Origin of the sequence: Sporosarcina limicola, from assembly GCF_014873855.1 — a bacterium.
Classification (GTDB): Bacteria; Bacillota; Bacilli; order Bacillales_A; family Planococcaceae; genus Sporosarcina; species Sporosarcina limicola.
In genome coordinates this window covers 25139-45908 of record NZ_JADBEL010000011.1, presented here as the reverse complement: position 1 = coordinate 45908, position 20770 = coordinate 25139, and the positions used below count along the sequence as shown (strand labels likewise).

At 39.3% G+C, this 20770-nt stretch carries 19 protein-coding genes; all 19 read right to left on the bottom strand.

Annotation, left to right across the window (positions count from 1 at the left end):
* Positions 1-137: 137 nt before the first annotated feature.
* Entirely contained in the window at positions 138-1145 is a 1008-nt protein-coding gene (locus H4683_RS10865) for a histidinol phosphate phosphatase domain-containing protein (protein ID WP_192598866.1), read from the bottom strand.
* An 89-nt stretch (positions 1146-1234) separates the two neighbouring features.
* The gene (locus tag H4683_RS10860; protein WP_192598865.1) at positions 1235-2239 is read right to left on the bottom strand and encodes an ABC transporter ATP-binding protein; all 1005 of its coding nucleotides are present in this window, start codon (positions 2237-2239) and stop codon (positions 1235-1237) included.
* Positions 2236-3021 (bottom strand): ABC transporter permease subunit, encoded by a 786-nt coding sequence (locus H4683_RS10855; protein ID WP_192598864.1) that lies wholly within the window; start codon positions 3019-3021, stop codon positions 2236-2238. Before H4683_RS10855 ends, H4683_RS10860 begins: the two co-directional genes overlap by 4 nt.
* A complete protein-coding gene (locus tag H4683_RS10850; RefSeq protein ID WP_192598863.1) occupies positions 3018-3854 on the bottom strand; it encodes an ABC transporter permease in 837 nt (278 codons plus the stop codon). Before H4683_RS10850 ends, H4683_RS10855 begins: the two co-directional genes overlap by 4 nt.
* Positions 3855-3913: 59 nt before the next feature.
* Entirely contained in the window at positions 3914-4732 is an 819-nt protein-coding gene (locus tag H4683_RS10845) for an alkaline phosphatase family protein (protein WP_192598862.1), read from the bottom strand.
* The gene (locus H4683_RS10840; RefSeq protein WP_192598861.1) at positions 4722-5816 is read right to left on the bottom strand and encodes an ABC transporter substrate-binding protein; all 1095 of its coding nucleotides are present in this window, start codon (positions 5814-5816) and stop codon (positions 4722-4724) included. The genes H4683_RS10845 and H4683_RS10840 overlap by 11 nt, the downstream gene beginning before the upstream one ends.
* 409 nt (positions 5817-6225) lie before the next feature.
* Positions 6226-6903 (bottom strand): response regulator transcription factor, encoded by a 678-nt coding sequence (locus H4683_RS10835; protein ID WP_192598860.1) that lies wholly within the window; start codon positions 6901-6903, stop codon positions 6226-6228.
* On the bottom strand, positions 6884-9127 hold the full coding sequence (locus tag H4683_RS22155) for a sensor histidine kinase (protein WP_338062453.1): 2244 nt from the start codon (positions 9125-9127) through the stop codon (positions 6884-6886). Before H4683_RS22155 ends, H4683_RS10835 begins: the two co-directional genes overlap by 20 nt.
* A 321-nt stretch (positions 9128-9448) precedes the next feature.
* Entirely contained in the window at positions 9449-9610 is a 162-nt protein-coding gene (gene comX, locus H4683_RS10825; RefSeq protein WP_192598858.1) for a competence pheromone ComX, read from the bottom strand.
* 15 nt (positions 9611-9625) lie between these two features.
* Complete coding sequence (locus tag H4683_RS10820; RefSeq protein ID WP_192598857.1) at positions 9626-10540, bottom strand: polyprenyl synthetase family protein; 915 nt, start codon at positions 10538-10540, stop codon at positions 9626-9628.
* A gap of 164 nt (positions 10541-10704) precedes the next feature.
* Entirely contained in the window at positions 10705-11910 is a 1206-nt protein-coding gene (locus H4683_RS10815) for an MFS transporter (RefSeq protein WP_192598856.1), read from the bottom strand.
* Positions 11911-12093: 183 nt separating this feature from the next.
* Positions 12094-13059, bottom strand: a complete 966-nt coding sequence (locus tag H4683_RS10810; RefSeq protein WP_192598855.1) for a siderophore ABC transporter substrate-binding protein — start codon at positions 13057-13059, stop codon at positions 12094-12096.
* Positions 13060-13079: 20 nt separating this feature from the next.
* Positions 13080-13841: an iron ABC transporter ATP-binding protein gene (locus H4683_RS10805; protein ID WP_192598854.1), complete on the bottom strand. Its 762-nt coding sequence runs from the start codon at positions 13839-13841 to the stop codon at positions 13080-13082.
* Positions 13838-14788 carry an iron chelate uptake ABC transporter family permease subunit gene (locus H4683_RS10800; RefSeq protein ID WP_192598853.1) on the bottom strand — a complete coding sequence of 317 codons (951 nt, stop codon included), beginning with the start codon at positions 14786-14788 and terminating at the stop codon, positions 13838-13840. Before H4683_RS10800 ends, H4683_RS10805 begins: the two co-directional genes overlap by 4 nt.
* A complete protein-coding gene (locus H4683_RS10795) occupies positions 14781-15731 on the bottom strand; it encodes an ABC transporter permease (protein WP_192598852.1) in 951 nt (316 codons plus the stop codon). The genes H4683_RS10800 and H4683_RS10795 overlap by 8 nt, the downstream gene beginning before the upstream one ends.
* A 291-nt stretch (positions 15732-16022) precedes the next feature.
* On the bottom strand, positions 16023-16898 hold the full coding sequence (locus H4683_RS10790) for a DUF6612 family protein (RefSeq protein WP_192598851.1): 876 nt from the start codon (positions 16896-16898) through the stop codon (positions 16023-16025).
* A gap of 439 nt (positions 16899-17337) precedes the next feature.
* Positions 17338-18609, bottom strand: a complete 1272-nt coding sequence (gene hflX, locus H4683_RS10785) for a GTPase HflX (RefSeq protein WP_192598850.1) — start codon at positions 18607-18609, stop codon at positions 17338-17340.
* Positions 18610-19205: 596 nt separating this feature from the next.
* Entirely contained in the window at positions 19206-19574 is a 369-nt protein-coding gene (locus H4683_RS10780; RefSeq protein ID WP_192598849.1) for a 4'-phosphopantetheinyl transferase family protein, read from the bottom strand.
* Between the two features lies 1 nt (position 19575).
* Positions 19576-20763 carry an MFS transporter gene (locus tag H4683_RS10775; protein WP_192598848.1) on the bottom strand — a complete coding sequence of 396 codons (1188 nt, stop codon included), beginning with the start codon at positions 20761-20763 and terminating at the stop codon, positions 19576-19578.
* Positions 20764-20770 lie beyond the last annotated feature (7 nt).

The following is a 20770-nucleotide window of genomic DNA, read 5'->3' as shown; positions in this document are numbered from 1 at the left end:
CTAAAAATGAGCGTCGAAAAAGACCCTTAAATATAAAAAGGTGTATTCCCTCATTAATTTTGAAGGAATTACACCTTTTTCCCTGTAGAATTATAGTACCAAATTCAATTGATTACTCCATTTGTTCCCCCAGTCCGTCATTTAATCGGACGGAATATTCTTTGTCGATTTTGGAAAGTAACAAGTCTATCCACGCCCAAGTCACGCAATATCCCCACATTCTGTTGTGCATATTTCCCTAAATCATCAGGGAAATGGGCATCTGAGGATACCGTAAACTCGACTCCTCTAGCTACCAGGATTTTCAAGAAATCAGGACCGGGACACATTTCTTTTACAGGATATCGGTAGGATAAACCTGAATTCACTTCCGTCGCCGTATCCATCTCCACCAATGCAGTCGCAATGCGTTCATACCACATACGATTGAACGCTTCATCTTCCACCCTAAAACCGAACACCTTCAAATTATCCAAATGGGCGATGAAATCGAATAACCCACTACGGATTGCCTGCTCCACCGTTTCAAAAAAACGGTCATATAACGCCTCCTTATTGGTTGATTCAAATACATAAGCTGTCTGAGGATTATCAAACCCCCAACCGTCTATGAAATGAACAGAACCAATTACGAAATCCCACGGATACTGGTCAAGTAGATTCGCCAACTGCTCTTCACCGCCTACAAAGTAATCCGCCTCGATGCCAAGCCTAAGCTCAACACCTTCACTGCTCCACCGCTTCTTCGCCCCAGTAATCACCCTTACGAAGTCTACCATTTCCTCCGTCATCACCTTATCCAGCCAATCCAACTGTAACTTCCCAATCGGATCATTTTCATCCATTAAAATATATTCCCGAAAGTAGTCTCTTGTTTCCTTGAAGCGGTACAGATGATCCACAATGCCCACTTCTTTCAAACCAAGTTGCTTCGCGTGTGCCAAATAAAGGTCGAGCCACTCCTCCCCATAGCATCCACCACTCAACCTCGTCTGTAGCATTTTCGTTTGCCACACTGCGTGCTCCTTAGAACCTTTCTTCAGAACTCCCGGATTCGCAAAAAAGTCCAGTGCTTGCGATGTCCGCTCAAGCCAGCGGAATGAATAGAGACCTTCTTCTAGATGCACATGATAATCCACTGACATTCTCCCCTTTTCTGCCGCAATCCATATCGCACGCTCTTTCCATATGTACTTTATTAATTAGCTGGATATATCTTGCCACTTTTAAACAATCATTTCAACGCGATCACATCGTTTGATTCGACATAACATTCATAGACCTTTCCCTGTTCGAAAACACGCGCTTGCTGATGGAGCTGTTCAATGGAAAATGTCCGCTCGCCCGCTTGAAAAACAGTTCGGATGACATTTCCGCTCATCATGGAATCCTTTGCCACTGCTTTTACCTGATAAGCTCCTGGGCACTCTTCCGTTCTGATAGCTTCAGGTCGGATTGCAAATTTAACGTGGTCTCCCGGTAATGGCTGACCAATCAATTGCTCCAATTCCTGTCGCGAAAATACATTATAATGGCCGATGAAATTCGCGACGAATTCATTCCCCGGCTTGGTGTAAATTTCAGTCGGCGTCCCGCATTGCGCAATTCCCCCTTGATTCATCACCCAAATCTTGTCCGATACAGCCATTGCTTCTTCCTGATCATGGGTCACTAAAATCATCGTGATGCCCAGTTCAGTTTGGATGGCACGCAAATCCGCCTGCAATTTTTTTCGGATCTGGGCATCGAGCGCACTAAGTGGTTCATCCAATAATAAGACTTTCGGGCGGACAATCAATGCCCGCGCAAGCGCAACACGTTGTTGCTGACCACCAGATAATTCTTGGGGATACGCCTTCTCTTTATCGGATAAACGAACGACCGCAAGCATATCACGTACTTGCTTCTCAATTTCGATAGGGTCCATTTTCTTCATTTCCAAACCGAAAGCCACATTCTCTTTCACTGTCATATTCGGAAATAGGGCATAGGATTGAAACACCATCCCTACTTCCCTATTCTTAGATTCGATGTTTCTTAAATCTTTTCCATCAATGCTTACGCTTCCCGCCGTGGCATCTGTCAATCCAGCAATGATGCGCAGAATCGTACTTTTACCACAACCACTCGGACCTAGAAGTGTCACGAATTCACCTTTTCCAATCGTCATGTGGATATCCGACAATACCGTGGAGGCGCCATACGTTTTGCGAAGATTCTCAATCATGACGTAACTCATGTATGTGCAACCCCCTTCATTCGTTTAGTCAACCCATAAATTACAGCCGTCAATAAGCTCATCAGCACCAGATACACAACTACAACTGCACTAGCAATATGGCCACTTGAATTTAGTTTTTTCATCAAATAAATCTGAACCGTTTCAAATCGAGAACCAACGACCAAATTGATAAGTACGAATTCACCAAACAATATCGAGAACGATAGCAATGCGGCGACAAACAAACCCGGATATACGGCAGGTAGCAGAACCTTTAAGAGCGCCTGCGTTTTGGAGGCCCCTAGCAATTCCGCCGCATCCAACAATTGTCTCGCATTCACATTGCGCAAGCTATTGCGCGTTCCTTGGTAGATGTAAGGTAGAATACCAATAACATATGCACCTAAAATTGTGAAAATCATCGGCACCCCCAAATGGGCATAAGCACGGATCAAACCCACCGCTAAAATAACTCCAGGAAATGCGTACACCAGCACGACAGCGGCCTGGACCCATTTTTCATACTTTGGGAAATAAAGAACAATTACGAAAATGGCCGGTACGATGAATAAAAACGCGAGTGCCACAGCCCCTCCCGAAAGTAAAACAGACCGGCCGAACGCTTCAAGAAATTTCATATCCTGAAACAGGAAAGCCATCCATTCCAGGGTTATCCCTTCAGGCAAAATCGTGTTGTTCCATTTCGTCGAGAATGCATAAAGGGCAGTTCCTAGCACAGGCAAGATTAAGTAAATCACTAGGATGAGGAAAAACAGTTCAGGCAGTCCCCTTTTTTTCACTGCAAATTCCTCCTTGTCCTCTTAATGCTCCACTCGCTCAAAAGCATCGCCGTAATCATCGTCACACCAAGTAAAACCGCAATGGCGCTCGCAAGTTCCGGTTGTGCAAAAATATCTCCCGTCAACAGTGCACCAATTCTGATTGCAGCCAGATTATAGTTACTACTCGTCAATGCATAAGCCGAGGCATAAGCGCCTAAAGCGTTGGCAAATAGAATACTGAACGTCCCGATGATTCCAGGCAGCATAATTGGTACTCCAATTTTAGTCCAGAAATGAAAAGGCGATGCCCCCAAAAGTGCGGCAGCGTCCTTCCATTGTTGCTGGATGCCATAGTAAATCGGGTAAAGGAGCATCAGTGACAAGGGCAGCTGAAAGTAGATGTAAACAAGTAGCAAGCCGCTCCAGCTATATAAAGAAAATGAGGACAACGCATCAATCCCCATCTTTTCAAACATCAATATGAACAGCCCGCTATTGCCGAGCAGAATGATGAACGCGAATGCTAAGGGTACTCCTGAAAAGTTAGACGTCAAGTTCATAAACACTAAAATCTTTTCACGGATGGGTTCCGAAAAGCGCATCATGGCGTACACCGCAAACAGCGATACGACAAGCGCAATCAATGCAGAAATCGCAGACAGCGTGATGCTGTTCTTAAAGCCTTGTAGAATAAAAACATTATCAAGTGCCGCTTTATACTGCATCAACGTAAAACCATCACTGTTGCTAAAGCTGGATAGCAGCATGTACACCAATGGGACGATAAAGAACAACAGGATAAACAGTAGAAAGGGCAATAACAAAAACAGCGATTGTTTTTTTGTAGACAAAGGAAACCCTCTTTCTTGCTGAATGAAGTTCAAAAGAGGCGCTAGGCCTCTTAGAAAGATTACATCCCTTTCAACAGAAGCGGAACCATTTCTATCGACGGCTCGATGGCAAGTAATCGACAGATAAGGGGTGCCACCTGAAGCTGGGAAACGGCTCCTTCAACTATTTCCGGCTTCACTTGATCAGATATAATAAACATTGGAACATGGCGATCTTCAATTGTATTTCCGCCATGATTCCCATCAGCTGTCATACCGTGATCCGCCGTAACAACCACTTCATAGCCTTGTTCAAGACATTGCGGGATGAATAATGAGAGCAAATTATCCACTGCCAACACCCGGTTACGATATTCCTTTGAATCGGCCGTGAAAAGATGGCCGTCATTATCCACATTCATCGGATGGATATAGAGGAAATCTGGTTGCTTATGTTGCAATAGCCATGCCGCTTCCGAAAACAGATGACTGTCAGGGTAATGATCCTCGAAATAGAAAATCCCATTTTCAATCGCCTGATCCTTATCCATTTGTAGGCGATCCTCTGCGAAATTGAATGGTGCGCGATTATAAAGCTCACTCACCCAATAATACGCAGCAGCCGCAGTTTTCTTACCGTTACTTCTGGCTAAATGAAATAGGCTTTGCTGCGTCGATAACCGGATTGTGTAATTACTGGTCACGCCATGAACGATTGGCGGTGTCCCCGTCAAGATTGTTTCATATAGCGGACGCGATAACGACGGTACCTCTGACCGCACTTCATAACGCGCCGCGACATTGCGCTCCACCAAATGCTGCATATATCCCATATGTGTACATGCCGTGTCAAATCGCAGTGCATCCACCACTATTAGGACAACACGGTCATTTGACATGGATCAATACCTTCTCCTGCCACATTTGTGGAATTTGTTTTGTCGTTTCTTCCCATGCTTTCTGATTTTTAACCGGACGTGCATTGCCATACATTTCTTTCGGAAGCAACAATGACCTCACCTCATCCGACAACTTCACATTTTCACGGATTGGACGTGCATAACCTTTTGCCAGATTTTCTTGCCCTTCATCCGACAAGATGTATTCACGTGTCAACATGGCGGCGTGCGGGTGTTTCGCATATTTATTAATCACTGTGGCATAGCCTGAAATAACGGATGCCTCTTTCGGAATGACTACTTCAAAGCGAGAATCATCAATTTGGCTACGGTAACCGAGAGAGTTGAAATCCCAAAGAATCGCCACATCAATTTCGCCTTTTTCAAGATTCGCAACTGATGGATCTCCAGATAGACGGCCTTGTTTTGCAAGTTCTGCAAAAAATTCGATACCAGGCTCTAGATTTGATTCATCCCCACCAAAAGCATAAGACGCTGCTAAAATGGCAAACTGCGCCTGGTTCGCTGTCAACGCATCCCCGATACTAACGACGTAATCGCCATTTTTCAGATCCTCCCATGATTTCGGAGAATTTTCCACATTGTTTTTATCGGTTAAAAATGAAATGGTCCCTGTATAACCCAACACCCAATGGCCTTCATTGTCTTTTGCCCAAGCGGGAATATCATCCCAATAGGAAGTTTTATAAGGAAGTGTTAGCCCTTTATCCTTGGCGATGGGTCCAAACGCAATACCAACGTCTCCAATATCAGCTGTCGCATCATTTTTCTCGGCATCGAATTTAGCCAATTCTTCAGCACTCGACATATCCGTGTCGCTATGTTTTAAGCTATATTCCGTGCCAAGCTCCTCCCATGTTTCTACCCAGTTCGCCCATGTATCCGGCATCCCTACCGAATTGACCTCACCTTCCTCTTTTGCCTTTGTAATGATTTCGTCGAGGGACAAGTCTTTTCCACTTGCTTCCGCATTCCCGCTCTTCGAATCCTCAGAACAAGCGGCAAGAAGTGACAATGCGAATACACCAACGATTCCTTTTTTCCAGGCACGATGAAAACCCATTGAGTAAAACCTCCATTTGTTTGTGTTGATTTGCTTACAAGATTTACTCTACAAGCTAAACATTAAGCAAACATGGAGTGGGGGTAAACGTTTTGTAAAGGTTGGTGATATTTCTAGAGCGAGTGCTTGGTTTGAGTTGGAGGCTACTTGTTTTTCCAATCAATAAAAAAGCTATTCTACAGGCCAATTCACCATCGGCGTGTAGAATAGCCTCATCATTTATCACAATTATTTCATTTTTGTCCCATAAACTATTATTCCTACATAGTTTATATTCAAATTCACTATAAATTAAACGGCGGTTCCCCGAAAACTTTTTACGATTCTAGCAAAAAGGTTAGTTAACAGTAACAGAATTTCGCCCCAAGAAATACTATAAAAGAGCCGGCTACTCTCCAGCTCCTTTCACTTAATCATTTCTAACTAATTGCATAGATAATAATCCATATTCCCTTGCTTTTAGTAAAGCTTCTGTTCTTGAGCCCACACCTAGCTTGGTGAATATTTTGGTTAAATGATGTTCAATCGTTCGTTGACTCATCGATAAATTTAAAGCAATCGCATTATTTGTTAAGCCTTTGGATACTTCATCTAATATTTGTTGCTCGATATTGGATAAAGTAATGTCCCCTAAATTCTGTTGTCCCTCGTTGGTGGATGGCCCAGTTTCACCCCTTCTTAATTGTTTCAATAATTGGAGTGGAATCACAGCTTCTTCCCTTAATACACACCTAATTGCAGTGATCAATTGCTCCTGTGTTGCAGTCTTACTAATAAACCCTGCAACACCCAACTCTATCAATAAATTATAATGGGACATGATATCAAAACCAGTGTATATGAGAATGATTGCATCAGGATCAATTTGTAGAATAATTTTTGAAAGTTCAATACCATTTAGTTTTGGCATATACAGATCTACTAAGTAGATTTCATACTTCTCTTGTTTAAGAATGTCTTTAACTCTTTCACTATCAACAATCACATCCGCTTTCATATCTTCTTGTTGTTCAATAATGACCTTGGTTCCCTCGCCAACTGTAGGGTGATCATCCACAATTAGTACATTAATTTTTCTTGACGCCATGAACCTCCTTAAATTCGATGTAGACGTGCATTCCCTGTCCTTGAGAAGAGTTAATTTCAATTGTTCCACCCCCATTTTTCACCCGCGCTTTCATCCCAAATATGCCCATTGTATTAAAAGAATCATCTAATTCCGCCATATCAATCCCTTTCCCATTATCGTCGTATGCTAGAGATAATACCTGATTATTCTTACGTAACGATACTTCGACTTTAGAAGCTAGGGAATGTTTCATTGCATTATTTAAAAGTTCTTGGATAACTCGATATAGGGTCAGTTCAACTTCCTTATCCAATTTCTGAATGGATGGGTCCAATTCGGAAATTAAGAGGAAAGTACAACGTAGCTTTGTCTGTTCTATTAAATTATGAATCGATTGTACAACTCCTAGTTCATTCAAAAAAGGTGGTCGCAGCTCATTACATGTTTCCCTGACTAAATGAATGTTATCGAGCATCCTTTCTTTAAGAATGAACAAATCATTTTTAATAGATGAATCGGTAACCTGTTCTGTTATGCTCTCAATGTCTCTTAAAAGTTGTAATTGATCCTGAAGTACTGAATCATGTAAATCAATTGATAGATTCGTTCTTTCTTTTTCCGATAAAGAGAACATTAATTTTGATAACCATAGAGGATAACTATTGTTTTTTATCTCCATTTTCTCCTTATAATTTTTTATTTTTTCGAAAAGGTCTTCAATCAATTGAAAATTCTCAAGAAGGATACTCGAAAAGTATGCAAGTGTTTCCAACCATATTCTTTCCTGGATATTTAAATTTGTTTTGGATTTCTTCATACCAAATAGTATAATGTTTTTACGACTTTGGTCCCCTCCAATAACAATCGCAAACCTATCCATGACTTGAATTAAGGTTCCAATAGAGCAATGATTCCACTTTATTCTCTCGACATCTTCAATGATTAAAGCAGGAAAGTTATTTCTATTCTTTATTCCCCAATTTTCCTCATCTTCTCCCTCAATTACTTCAATATAGAAAACCTCTTTCACTACTAGTACATCCTTTATTTCATTTTTCAGATTGGTAATGAGACTACTAACCTTTGTCTCATACATCGATTTTTGGAAAAAAGTATAGACGCTCGTTTCAAAATTACCCTTTGGGGAGAATAAATGATGTCGTAGTTTATAATCGATATATTCTTTTACATACAGAAAGAGCGTTGTACATATAGACAAAGTTATGAATGCCATTACAGTCAAACTAGATAATAGTTTAAAGTTGAGTATAAAACTCAATATTATTACCACCAAAAATGTAAACGGGACAGAAATTAAAGAATAGTAACGTAATCTATTTAAGAAGAATTCTATATCGAATAATTTTTCCGACAATTGTAAATAGACAAGAGCAATTGGAATCAAAATTAAAAAAATGGCGGTGACTTCTGCCGGAAAAAATTCATTTTTTAAAAAGATAGTAGGAATTGCATAAAAAAATACAAATGGACTAAAAGACAAGAATATAATCATTCCAAGGATTTTTATAACAGTACTTCCCTCGGAATCCTTATGCTTTACATAAAAACTGAATATATAAAAAAGTAAATAAGATAATAATAAAGAAAAATATAATAGTTTAAATTCTATTATAAAATTGTTTATTATATAAAATAAATGATTTCCTGCTATTGTTAATAGGAAAATCGTGTATAATATATACAACCTTAAGAGAGATTTAGTTTGAATAAATACTAAATCATACTTTTTAAAATAACTTTTCAAAAAATGCGTAAATAGAATTATAGAACTTGGCAAAGTGATTATTGTTGAAAGTCTTCCAATCAAATCTCCTCTCGCAGACATAGAAGCCCCTAGATAACAAATTCCTATCGACAACAAAAAATAAATTAAAATAGTTGAGGATTGATTATTCCTTGTTTTCAAATAAAGGAAAATACTTAATAAAATAGTTACTGTAATAAATAACATCGGAAACAATAAATAAAACATAAAGTTTGGATCCATGTACCCATACGAGATGTTGAACTTATGCACTTTTAATTTATTGTCCATAATAGTTATGGAATTCGCCATTTCCACCCTATTAAATCTTTTTACTGTCGAGTGCTCTTCCGTTTTTTTCCCATCAACAAATTCAACTATGTTTCCCTCTTCAATTGATTGATTTGAAGCCCACCCATTTTCATACTTTTTTTCTACTATCCAATGGTTGTTCTTTTCTTTTACTTCTAGTCCCACTAATGGATAATTTAAAATCGTTAAGGAAAAATAGCCGGCTAGTCCTGTTACGATTAAAATCGACAGTAAGGAAGTGATATTTGTATTAATAAACTGTTTCATTTTTTCTCCTTAAAAAAGGGCTCAACACCGAAACATGTACTTGACTTTTCAACAACTGAGAACCTTATCATTATATTCAAGTGAAATCGGTTGTTTGCTATTACTTTCCAACTGCAGAGAGTACGAAATATAGATATTTTTTTTATAGCTTTTCATGTCAAGAACAGACTTTGGTGTTGAGCCTAAAATAGCAGGGAAAAATCCTTAGTCTTTAAACTATTATTCCCAATAATAATAGTTTGGAGTTACTTGCCCTTCAAAAAATATTTCCAAAATCGCCTTGGACTCTTCTGCATTAACCCCTAATAGACTTGCTTTTCCCTCTTTTACTTTTTCCACCACATCAGAATTATTGACTAAAAATTGAATGACTTCCTGCATTGTTATTTCCTCCTTTTAATTTATATAATTATTTAGTTGTTCACTAATACACGGATTCATATAAAGCTTCTGAATTTCAGCAAGGGCTTTATTTTGGTAGACTCTTTTGATGACCTCAGTATATATAATAGCCCCTGTTTCAACAAACTTTTTAGCAATTAACGACCGATTTTGCACTACTTCATTTGAATCTACCTTATTATCGTAGTAGTTATGTATAAATAGTAGTTCATCATCTTTACAGTTTAGTAAATAGATAATAGGCAGAGTGTATTTCTTATTTAATAAGTCATTTTTCTCATTCCATTTTTTTATATCTACTAAATCATTGTTAATTTGCCCAATTAAACCAATCAGTTCAGCGTATGACGCTACTTCTTTCGGATAATCATCTGTTGCTAAGCATGCGCCAACCAAACAAGCGAGAGTTGTCAATGAACCCGATTTCTCTAGTGTCATTTCAATAAAGTCCGCTTCATTCTTACAACTATTTAAAAGATCTTTATGTTGCCCGCTAATTGATCGGAGCGCATACTTCAACAGAATAGAAATGGCTTTATCCTTGTTCGCAAAGCTTGTCCTTCTTATAATATCGGCACTTAAAAAAAGAAGGGCCGTCGTTGCGTTTAACGATAAATTAGACTCTGTTAACCACGGCTTGTCTTTACAATCATCATCCTCAAAATCATCTAATATATCAAAGGATAATATCAAAGCTTCCACGGCCGCTGCAACTGTGTAGATTTCTTCCGTTTCTATTCCCTTAAATATGCTGTAGTGCAAAACAAGCATTTCTCCAAAAGAAAATCCTTTTTCCGATTGATAATCAACAAATTCTAAGAGCTGAGCTTTCAATTGAGGTTGCTCAATTTTATTGCTTATAATACTAACTAATGAATTTCTTATCCTATTAGACCTAATTATGCTCAACTACTTTCTTCCTCGCATATTACAAGATAATTTGTATAATTCACTACATTTTTATTCTACCTCATTTTATCCAGAGTTTCACCGCAATTTTGTTTGCGGTTATCCGCAACTACCTTTGCGGTATTCAAAACAAAAGACCCACCCATACAAGGCAGGCCCATCATTCATTCCAATTCCAATTGTTTCGTCTCTGTTCCTAAAAACACAACTGCCAGCACGCCAATTACAATCGCTCCGCAGAAGATGCCAAAAATAATGCCGAACCCATATCCCGCTACAAGTAATGAACCAACGAGTAGCGGTCCAAAAATACCACCTACCCGACCAACCGCAGCAGCCATCCCCGAGCCTGTCGCACGAATTGCAGTCGGATACTGTTCCGGGGAGTAAGCGTACAATGCGCCCCATGCGCCTAAATTGAAAAATGATAGTAAGGCGCCTGAAATGAGAAGCATCGGTAACGTCTCTGCGCTCCCGAAAACTAAGGCACTTGCTGCTGTTCCGAGAAGATACGTTGCCAGTACGAATTTCCGGCCCGCCCTTTCAATCAACCAAGCGGCCGTAAAGTAACCAGGCAACTGAGCAAATGTCATGATTAGCACATACTGGAAGCTCTTAATGAGCGTGAAGCCTTTTAACACCATAACACTCGGCAGCCAGAGGAACATGCCGTAATACGAGAAGACGACCGTAAACCAAACGATCCAGAGCATAAGTGTCCGTCGTGCATATTTTTTTGACCAAAGTAACTTCAATTTATCGCCTGCGGATTGTTTCGGCTTGCCCTCCGCTTCGAATTTCGGTGAATCTGGCAACTCACGACGCAAGTAAATTGCGTAGAATGCGGGAAGCGCGGTAATGATTAATGCAACCCTCCATCCATACTCTGGAATGATGAAGTAGGCAATCAATGCAGCGATCAACCAACCCGCCGCCCAGAAACTTTCGAGCAGAACGACGACACGACCTCGTTCTTTTGCTGCCACACTTTCAGAAACCAATGTCGATGCCACAGGTAATTCTCCGCCAAGTCCTGCGCCTACGAAAAATCGTAAAACTAGAAATGCGGCAAGCGTCGTTATCAGTGCAGATAGCCCACTCGCGATTGAAAATAAGACGAGCGTCATCATAAAGACATTCTTTCGACCAACTCGGTCAGCAAGTAGGCCGAAAACGAACGCACCCACAGCCATCCCGATTGAATTTACACTTCCAATCCAACCCATTTCAGACGGTGTCAATTGCCACTCTATCGCGAGTGCCGCGATAACGAACGATAATATGCCCACGTCCATGGCGTCGAACATCCAGCCCGTACCTGCAAGCGCAAGCAATTTATTTCTTGAAATCCCTTTTTTCTTTTGAGTCATATGCTCTTTCCCCTTACTGTATAGTCTGATGTAAAGACACTTCCAACTATACTCCACTTGTTCATTTAAAACAAAGGGTTTTTCTGCGATTTACAATGACATTCGAAAAACGTATTCCTCACAAAAAGAGCCAACCCGCTAATTTAGCAGATTGGCCCTTTACTCTCACATTAACAAAACTTCTTACAACCCAGCTTCAACTTCTTTAATCATTTCTTTCATAGATTGAAGACCGCCACCGGATAGGTACCAATATTCAGCATTCAAGTAAACGATTTTACCATTTTTATAAGCATTCGTTTTCATAACCAATTCATTTTCAATGGAGTCCTTCACACTTGAATCCCCACCGATTGCCGCATCACGGTCTACAACGAAGAGAACGTCAGGATTCGTATCAAAGATATATTCAAACGTAATATTTTGACCATGCTTTGAGATTTCAATTTTTTCATCTGCCGCTTTAAAACCGAACACATCATGAATCAATCCAAAACGTGAACTTGGTCCGTACGCACTAACTTTTCCTTCACTTCCAAGAACAATCAATGCTTTCGAGTCAAGCCCTGCAGTTTTTTCGTTAATCGCCTTGATTTGTTCATCAACTTCAGCAAGTTCTGTTTTCATTTCATCTTCTTTACCAAAGATTTCTGCAACCAATTCCATATTATGTTTGAACGAATCCATGTAATTTGCAGTATCCAATCCTACATAGACAGTTGGTGCAATTTCACTAAACTGTTCAAAGAGGTCAGATTGACGTCCAGAGATAAAGATTACGTCCGGTTTCATTGCGTGAATTTTTTCGAAATCCGGCTCTTTCAAACTACCTAGGTTCTCATACTTCTCATCTTTATATTTAGCAAGGTATGAAGGAACGTTCGATTGTGGAAGACCCGCAACTTCAATACCAAGCTTGTCAAGTGTGTCAAGTACGCCAAAATCGAATACTACGACTTTCTTAGGGTTTTTCGTTACAGTTGCTTCGCCAAGTTCATGTTTAATTTCGATTACTGCTGTTTCTGTTTCTTTGTTATCTCCAGAAGTTTTGTCAGTCGCTTTTTCAGAAGTCTTGTCATCTTTCGTTCCACATGCAACGAGGACCGCCATTAGTGCAATCATCATCAATAAAATTTTAATTTTTTTCATCATAACCCATCCTTTTCTAATTAAGAGTCGAAGTACACGCATATGCGACAATTCTTCATTTGTTTAATAGGGATATCCATATCATAAATCTCTTTCAGTGCTTCAGAATTAATAATGTCATTCGTTGGTCCATCTTTAACAACGCGACCCTCTTTCAATGCAACGATGCGATCCGAGTAAACCGATGCAAAGTTAATGTCATGTAAAACAATCACAACTGTTTTCCCTAGTTCATCAACCAATCTTCTCAATATTTTCATAATCTGAACCGAATGCTTCATATCCAAGTTATTAAGCGGCTCGTCAAGTAGGATATAATCCGTATCTTGGGCAATAACCATCGCGATGAAAGCACGCTGGCGTTGTCCACCTGATAGTTCATCCAAATAATCGTTCTGCATCTCCATAAGATCCATATAATCCATCGACTGGTCGACGATACGGAGATCCTCGGCTGTCAGTCTCCCTTTCGAATGCGGAAAACGACCAAATGATACAAGTTCGCGAATCGTCAGGCGAACATTCATGAAATTCGACTGTTTCAAAATGGATACCCGTTTTGAGAAGTCATTGGATTTCATCTTCCGAACGTCGTCGTTATCCACAAGTACTTCACCTGTATCCGCATCAAGAAGACGGCTCACCATTGAAAGGAGCGTCGACTTACCAGCACCATTCGGCCCGATAAACGACGTAATCTTTCCACGATGGATATCAACATTGACCTTTTCAACGACCGCTTTTTTACCATAAAATTTCGACAGTTCACGGACTTGGATCATGTGGATCGACTCTCCTTCAATAGTAAGTAGATGAAATAGACGCCGCCGATGAAGTTGATGATGACACTAAGTGTTGTTGAAAACGTAAATACCCGTTCGACAACCCATTGTCCACCGACGAGGGCGATAATACTTATGATAGATGCACCGATAATGAGAATTGAATGCTTAAAGGTTTTGAAAAATTGATAAGACAGATTCGCGACGATTAATCCGAAAAACGTGATTGGACCTACGAGCGCCGTTGAAACGGCAACAAGTACAGCGGATAACACAAGCATCGTCTTGACAACCTTATTGTAGGAAACCCCTAGATTGACAGCAGTATCTCGGCCTAATGACAGCACATCAAGATCATTAATGTAACGCCAACCAATTATAAGTCCGATTACGACAATTCCAAGTGCCCACCAAACAAGATCACCGCTGACATTGTTGAAACTAGCGAACATTTTGTCCTGCACACGCATGAACTCATTCGGATCAATAAGGACTTGCAGGAACGTCGAGATACTTCCGAAAAAAGTTCCGACAATGATACCAACAAGCAGCAGGAAATAAATCGGCTGTTTTCCGCCCCTAAACAAGAACCGATACAAGATGAGCGCAAATAGCACCATCGTCCCAACAGACAATATAAAATTCACGTGTTTATTGACTATCACCATATGCCCCGAACCAAGGAAGAAAATCATAGCGGTCTGAAGCAATAAATACAGTGAATCAAGTCCCATGATGCTTGGTGTCAATATCCGGTTATGTGTGATGGTCTGGAAGATGACTGTCGAATAGGCGATTGCCACACCCGTTATCGCCATCGCCAACACTTTGATGCCACGGCGTGGTAAAGCATAGTCGTAACTTCCGTTTAATCCTTGGAAAAGATACAAGCCGCAGAAAATCACGGCAATAATAGATAATATGAACAGTTTCGTTGAATTACGCATAGGCCTTCCTCCTAAACAACAAGTAGAGGAAGATTCCGCTGCCGATAACGCCTACCATTAAACTAATCGATATTTCGTACGGATAAATGAGCACCCGACCCAAAATGTCGCAGATAAGCAGGAAAATCGCACCGAGCAATGCGGTATGTGGCAACGTTTTCTGTAAATGATCCCCTTTGAATATGGAAACAATATTCGGGATAATCAACCCTAGAAATGGGATCATTCCAACCGTCAAAACAACGGTTGTTGTTATTAGCGCAACAAGGATAAGTCCGATATTAACGACCCGTTTATAAGCAAGTCCAAGGTTCTTAGAGAAATCCTCACCCATCCCCGCAACCGTAAAGCGGTTTGCGTACAAATATGTAATGATGAGCACTGGAATGCTTATGTAAAGAAGTTCGTAACGCCCTTTCATGATCATCGAGAAATCACCTTGCAGCCAAGCCGACATATTTTGGATGACATTCGCTTTATAAGCGAAGAACGTTGCGATAGACGACAATATATTCCCGAACATCAACCCGACAAGTGGAATGAAAATCGCATCCTTGAACTTAATACGGTCAAGGATTTGCATGAACAGCAGCGTGCCGGCAAGCGCGAATACAAAAGCGACAATCATTTTTTCAATCGTGGATGCGTTAGTGAACAGCAACATCGAGACCAAAATCCCGAGCCGCGTCGCATCGAGTGTTCCCGCTGTCGTCGGTGAAACAAATTTGTTCCGGCTCAGCTGTTGCATGATGAGACCCGCAATACTCATTCCGGCACCTGCCAGGAGAATTGCAACAAGTCTAGGCAAACGGCTGATGAGGAATATTTCCGTTTCTTCCGATTTGAAATCGAGCAGATTCATCGGCGTAATACGGCTCACCCCTACGAATAATGAGAGGAATGAGAGACTGATTGTAATGATGACCAAGTAACGTATCTTCATGGGTATCCCCGATATCGATTATTTACATCCAATTGGTATCTTTCTAATGAAAATGGTTATCAATTAGCTGCAATTTCTATTATAGCAGGATAGATTCTAGTGTCAACGAATAACTGAAAATGATTATCAGTTAGATTTCCCGTGTGTGAAACTGATTCTAGCGCGGTGAGTATTTTCATTACCATATGTGACCATTTTCACTAACAAAGCGACCATTCTTCTGCATATATGACCATTCCACTATTTCTTTGCAACAAAAAAACGCCGGAATAATTATCCGACGTTCGTTAATTACTTACCCATCATGTCATTGACATTCATCGCATTGTCAAGTATTTCCTGAGGGATTACAATTTTGTCGATTTCGTTGATTTTGCTAATGTCAGCTTTCATCTTTTGGATGATATGCATTTCTTCGCCTTCAGCTTTCATCGTCATATCCATATCCATGTTAAATGAAGTTGTGAAGAACGTTTTTTTGTCGATGAAGATTTCAAATTCAAGACCTTTAACTTCCAAGTTCTCCATCATTTCCGCTTCATCTTCACCTAATTCCATTCCTGCTGGCATATTTTCGGCAGCCATTTTCTTGAATAAGCTACTGAATTTATCGCCTGAAGCAGCAAGAGTTAGGATGTATGCATCATCTGTCTGCTCGAATTTAAAGTCATCCGCGAATTCCTTGAACATTTCCATATCCAGTGTTGGATCTGCTCCGCCGCCCATTTGCGCCATCATTTCTTTGGACATTTCAGCCGGCATTTGAATCCATTGTTTCAATTCGGGATTAAACATGAAGAAGCCTTCTTCCGTCATGTACATTTCCATATCCATCTTGCCTTGATCTCCCATGTCCACTTTCATATTCTGATACATAGCGAGCGGGTCAATCACCATATCCATATCCATTTTGATCTTGCTGTCAATTTTAAGTTTCTGGCTTGGAACATCAATTTTCTGATTGATGTCCATTTTCGCATGCATACTCTTTTGGTCTTTAGAAACTTCCATCGACTTTTTGTATACTTCCTGCGCCGTCATTTTACTCTCATTTTTTAATTCAACTTGTTTACCCGTTGCTGAATCAGTTTTCGGTTGTGCTGTGCTACACGCGCCCAGACCTAAGACAAGTATTCCAGCTGCCAACCCTTTTATCCAATTTTTCATATTGTTCTCTTCCTTCCATTCACTAATTTTGACTACACATCAATTATACGGCATACATTGGAAATAGTTTCATATTTTTTGTCGAATCTTAGATTTGAGTCGTAATACCTACCTTTAAAACAATGCCATTTAATCACCACATTCATCTCTAGATTTTACGATGTGAATGAAGGAGCTATCTAATCTGCAATTTAGATATCCACAATTTGACGCAGCACTCCTTGCATTCACAAATCGGTATCGTAGATGTTCTTAAATACATCGAACTCATCAGTCGCGGTGCAATTTGGGTACGTTTGCATACTATCCAGTCCAAAGAGGTTTAACTTTATGAAAAGCGGGCATACTACAATCATCCCACCCCTTTCTCTTAGATAGAAAAAGCTGTACCGCAATCGACTTGTAAAAGTCTTGTGGTGCAGCTTTTTTGTATACTCATTCACTGGTTGATTACAAACTCTTCAAACCTAACTTTTTCCGAAGCCGACATCTCCACAGTTATGAGCGTCCCATCTTCTTCGTACTCTGTATTTTTAATATTTGTTCTCTCATTTAAATAGGATACAACATCCCCACGATTGAATGGAATCAGAAGCTTACAAGTGACAAATTGTTCAAAAATCCTCTTCCTGATCAATTCGATAAGTTCATCTAGCCCTTTCCCTTCTTTAGCAGCAATCCATGCACTATCATCCTGTACACGTGGATAAGGGATGTCAGCTAGATCTGCTTTATTATAGATACTTACTGTCTCCACGTCCTCCACGCCGACAGCTTGCAAGGTATCAATTGTCACTTCCATCATGTACCGGTATTCTGGGTTGGAAACATCTACAACATGGAGCAACAGGTCTGCATCCCTTGCTTCTTCTAGCGTCGAACGGAATGCCTTGACAAGATGGTGAGGAAGCTTCGAGACGAAACCAACCGTATCTGTTAACATAAACTCCTTATTATCAACGAGTTTTACTTTCCGTACGGATGTATCGAGCGTGGCGAACAACATATCTTCTTCGTAGACTTGTTTCGCATTATCAGGATTCAATTTTAGAAGTAACTGATTCATAAGCGTCGACTTGCCAGCATTCGTATAACCGACAATCGAGACAACGGGCGTACCGCTTTTCTTTCGCTGTTTCCGTTGCGTTTCCCGTTGATCCTTTACATGTTCAAGATCACGGCGAAGCTTTGCAATCTGATCTTCAATTTTCCGTCGATCCAGTTCGAGCTTCGTTTCTCCAGCTCCTTTGTTTTGGAGTCCGCCGCCCGTGCCGCCACCTTGCCTACCAAGTGAAGCACGTAAACCGATAAGCCTAGGAAGCATATATTGTAGTTGGGCTAGCTCAACCTGCATTCGCGCCTCACTTGTCTTTGCGCGTCGTGCGAAAATATCCAGGATTAGCATCGTCCGATCGATTACTTTACAATCGAGTTCCTGCTCCAAATTCCGAATCTGTGATGGTGAAAGTTCATCATTGAATATGACAAGATTCGCATCGAGCTCATCATAGAAATTACGAATTTCTTCAATTTTCCCTTTTCCAACATAATGGGACGGATGACGTCGTTCCAAATTTTGTGTCACTTGCCCAACAACCTCAACCTCAATCGCTTCAGCAAGATTTCGCAACTCTTCCATCGCATAGTCAAAATGCTTGTCTTTCTGCAGCTGTACCCCAACAAGCACCGCGCGTTCTAATAACATTTCCATCTAATAACCCCTTTCCAGACAAGCCTTCAATACGCTTATCTTACCACATTTCATATACTTTCTATTCTTCACGCTCCATTCTTCCAATCACCTCTACCAACGTGATTTACAGCTAAAAAAACTAGCGAAGGCCTGTTTTGTAAGCGCAGAAGCTTTTGATGAGAAGAACTAGAGGGTTACAGGTTCAAGTTTTGGCTTAATTTTCAAAACAATCACCTCAATACCCGGGTTTTCAATGTTTTGTGCATGCTTCGCCAAAATAATTCTTTATTACAAAAAACCCTACTTGAAAAAGTTTCAAGTAGGGTTTTTCTATCTTATCCTCGTAATCATATCTTGAAAATCAATTCAATATTGAACACCACAACATCCCTGTTCTCAAATCGTATCCTCTACCTTATATTCCCCAACGTATACCTATTAATCCAATACTTTTATAACATCCGACCAATGCAAGACAGTCCCTACGAAATCCCCATTGTCCACCCCTTCTATTACATATGTTTCTTCCGAGCTGATTCCTCCCGTAGCATTTCCAATAAATTAAACGATAGATTATCGGCTCATTATGCTCGAACTATAGGGGTCTTTATTTGCTACTTTTCAAGTATTACTACCGAGGAAATCACCAGTGATTTTATTGCACTATTAGTAATCATATAATATTTATCTAGTGAAAATTTTTCATCTTTAGTATATGATATCTTATATTTATAATTGAACTTAGAAACATTTATGTTCTTCATATCTTTTAAAGTAATATTTCCTGAAGAGGCTTTTATAAAAGATTCTTTTATAGAAAATATAATAGAAAATTCATTTACTATATTTTTGCTTTTTAATAAGTATTCCCTTTCCTCTGTCGTAAACCACTTTTTCAAAAAGTGGCCAAAAACATCTTTTTTAATTAGTTTAGCGACCTGCATTTTGTCAACTATATCAATACCTACACCAAGTATCTTCATCCTACTTTTTAACTCCAATATTATTTTGAATTTCGGAATTACTTTCTATAGTCTTTACTCGCATAGATTTTAATCTTTCCACTAAGTATAAAATTAAAATAAGAAGTAAACCTACTATTGGAAACATAGATGAGACAACGAATAATAAACGTAAAGAAACGTCAGCTATAGAGATAAAAATAAATGCTCCTAATCCAACACCTAAATAAGACATTAAACCGAATATGGAAAAAGCATTTGTTTTGAGTTTTTCATCTTTAACTACAGCAATTCGAATATAAAACAAATTCGTAAGAGCCCCATAACAAAAACCAAAAGTTACAGCAATCGTGATAAGCCCGATGTAATTGTTTAATATAGATATTAGTAATGTACTAATACTAAGTAAGAGCATAAACAATGCCAATAAATATCTTTCGTTTATAACTTTTTTTATTCTTGGAACATAAACTTGAGAAATAATAAAGAAGGCCCAAAATAAAAAATAGAAAATATCAATTCTAAGACTTATCTGTTCAAGATAAATAGGAAGGTAGGCAATTATACTTCCGTAACTAATTGACACCAATAAAAATATGGAGTAGTTTGATAGATATTCTTTATTAAGAAAAACTGCAATGACACTATTATTAGCAGGTTTATTTAACTTTTCGCTATTAGAATCTTCATTATTTAATTTAATGAAAAAGCTGATTAATAAGACTGATATTGATAAAGTGAATAACATAGAATATAAATAAAAACTCGGGAAATTGTAATAGAAATAAACACCTGCGAATGGCGCTGTTGCAGAAGCAGCACCCATAAATGAATTGTGTAAACCAACCATTTTATTAGTATTTTCATTTATACTGGTAATCAAAGTAATTAACACTGGTGCAACTGCCCCAACACCAATACCTAGTAAGGTCGCGCCAATATAAAAATACAGTATATTGCTTGATGCAATTAGCAACAAAAAGAAACCTAGACTATAAAACACAAGACCTGTAATCGCAATATTATTCAGCTTGAAATTATACTTTATTAAAAGTATTCTGATCAATAATAAAGAGATCATAAATGTAGATAAGATATATCCAGATGTTGCAGATGAATTTGTTATTGCAAAAACTAGTAACGGTAAAATAGTTGTTAATAAGCTAAATAAAAAGTTGAAAACAAATACAATGTATAATATTTTTTTCAATTTTTCA

Bases quoted from the DNA above. Each gene is read 5' to 3' on its own strand.
- H4683_RS10865 (WP_192598866.1), bottom strand. From the start codon at position 1,145: ATGTCAGTGGATTATCATGTGCATCTAGAAGAAGGTCTCTATTCATTC.
- H4683_RS10860 (WP_192598865.1), bottom strand. From the start codon at position 2,239: ATGAGTTACGTCATGATTGAGAATCTTCGCAAAACGTATGGCGCCTCC.
- H4683_RS10845 (WP_192598862.1), bottom strand. From the start codon at position 4,732: ATGTCAAATGACCGTGTTGTCCTAATAGTGGTGGATGCACTGCGATTT.
- H4683_RS10840 (WP_192598861.1), bottom strand. From the start codon at position 5,816: ATGGGTTTTCATCGTGCCTGGAAAAAAGGAATCGTTGGTGTATTCGCA.
- H4683_RS10835 (WP_192598860.1), bottom strand. From the start codon at position 6,903: ATGGCGTCAAGAAAAATTAATGTACTAATTGTGGATGATCACCCTACA.
- comX (WP_192598858.1), bottom strand. From the start codon at position 9,610: ATGCAGGAAGTCATTCAATTTTTAGTCAATAATTCTGATGTGGTGGAA.
- H4683_RS10815 (WP_192598856.1), bottom strand. From the start codon at position 11,910: ATGACTCAAAAGAAAAAAGGGATTTCAAGAAATAAATTGCTTGCGCTT.
- H4683_RS10810 (WP_192598855.1), bottom strand. From the start codon at position 13,059: ATGAAAAAAATTAAAATTTTATTGATGATGATTGCACTAATGGCGGTC.
- H4683_RS10805 (WP_192598854.1), bottom strand. From the start codon at position 13,841: ATGATCCAAGTCCGTGAACTGTCGAAATTTTATGGTAAAAAAGCGGTC.
- H4683_RS10800 (WP_192598853.1), bottom strand. From the start codon at position 14,788: ATGCGTAATTCAACGAAACTGTTCATATTATCTATTATTGCCGTGATT.
- H4683_RS10795 (WP_192598852.1), bottom strand. From the start codon at position 15,731: ATGAAGATACGTTACTTGGTCATCATTACAATCAGTCTCTCATTCCTC.
- H4683_RS10790 (WP_192598851.1), bottom strand. From the start codon at position 16,898: ATGAAAAATTGGATAAAAGGGTTGGCAGCTGGAATACTTGTCTTAGGT.
- hflX (WP_192598850.1), bottom strand. From the start codon at position 18,609: ATGGAAATGTTATTAGAACGCGCGGTGCTTGTTGGGGTACAGCTGCAG.
- H4683_RS10780 (WP_192598849.1), bottom strand. From the start codon at position 19,574: ATGAAGATACTTGGTGTAGGTATTGATATAGTTGACAAAATGCAGGTC.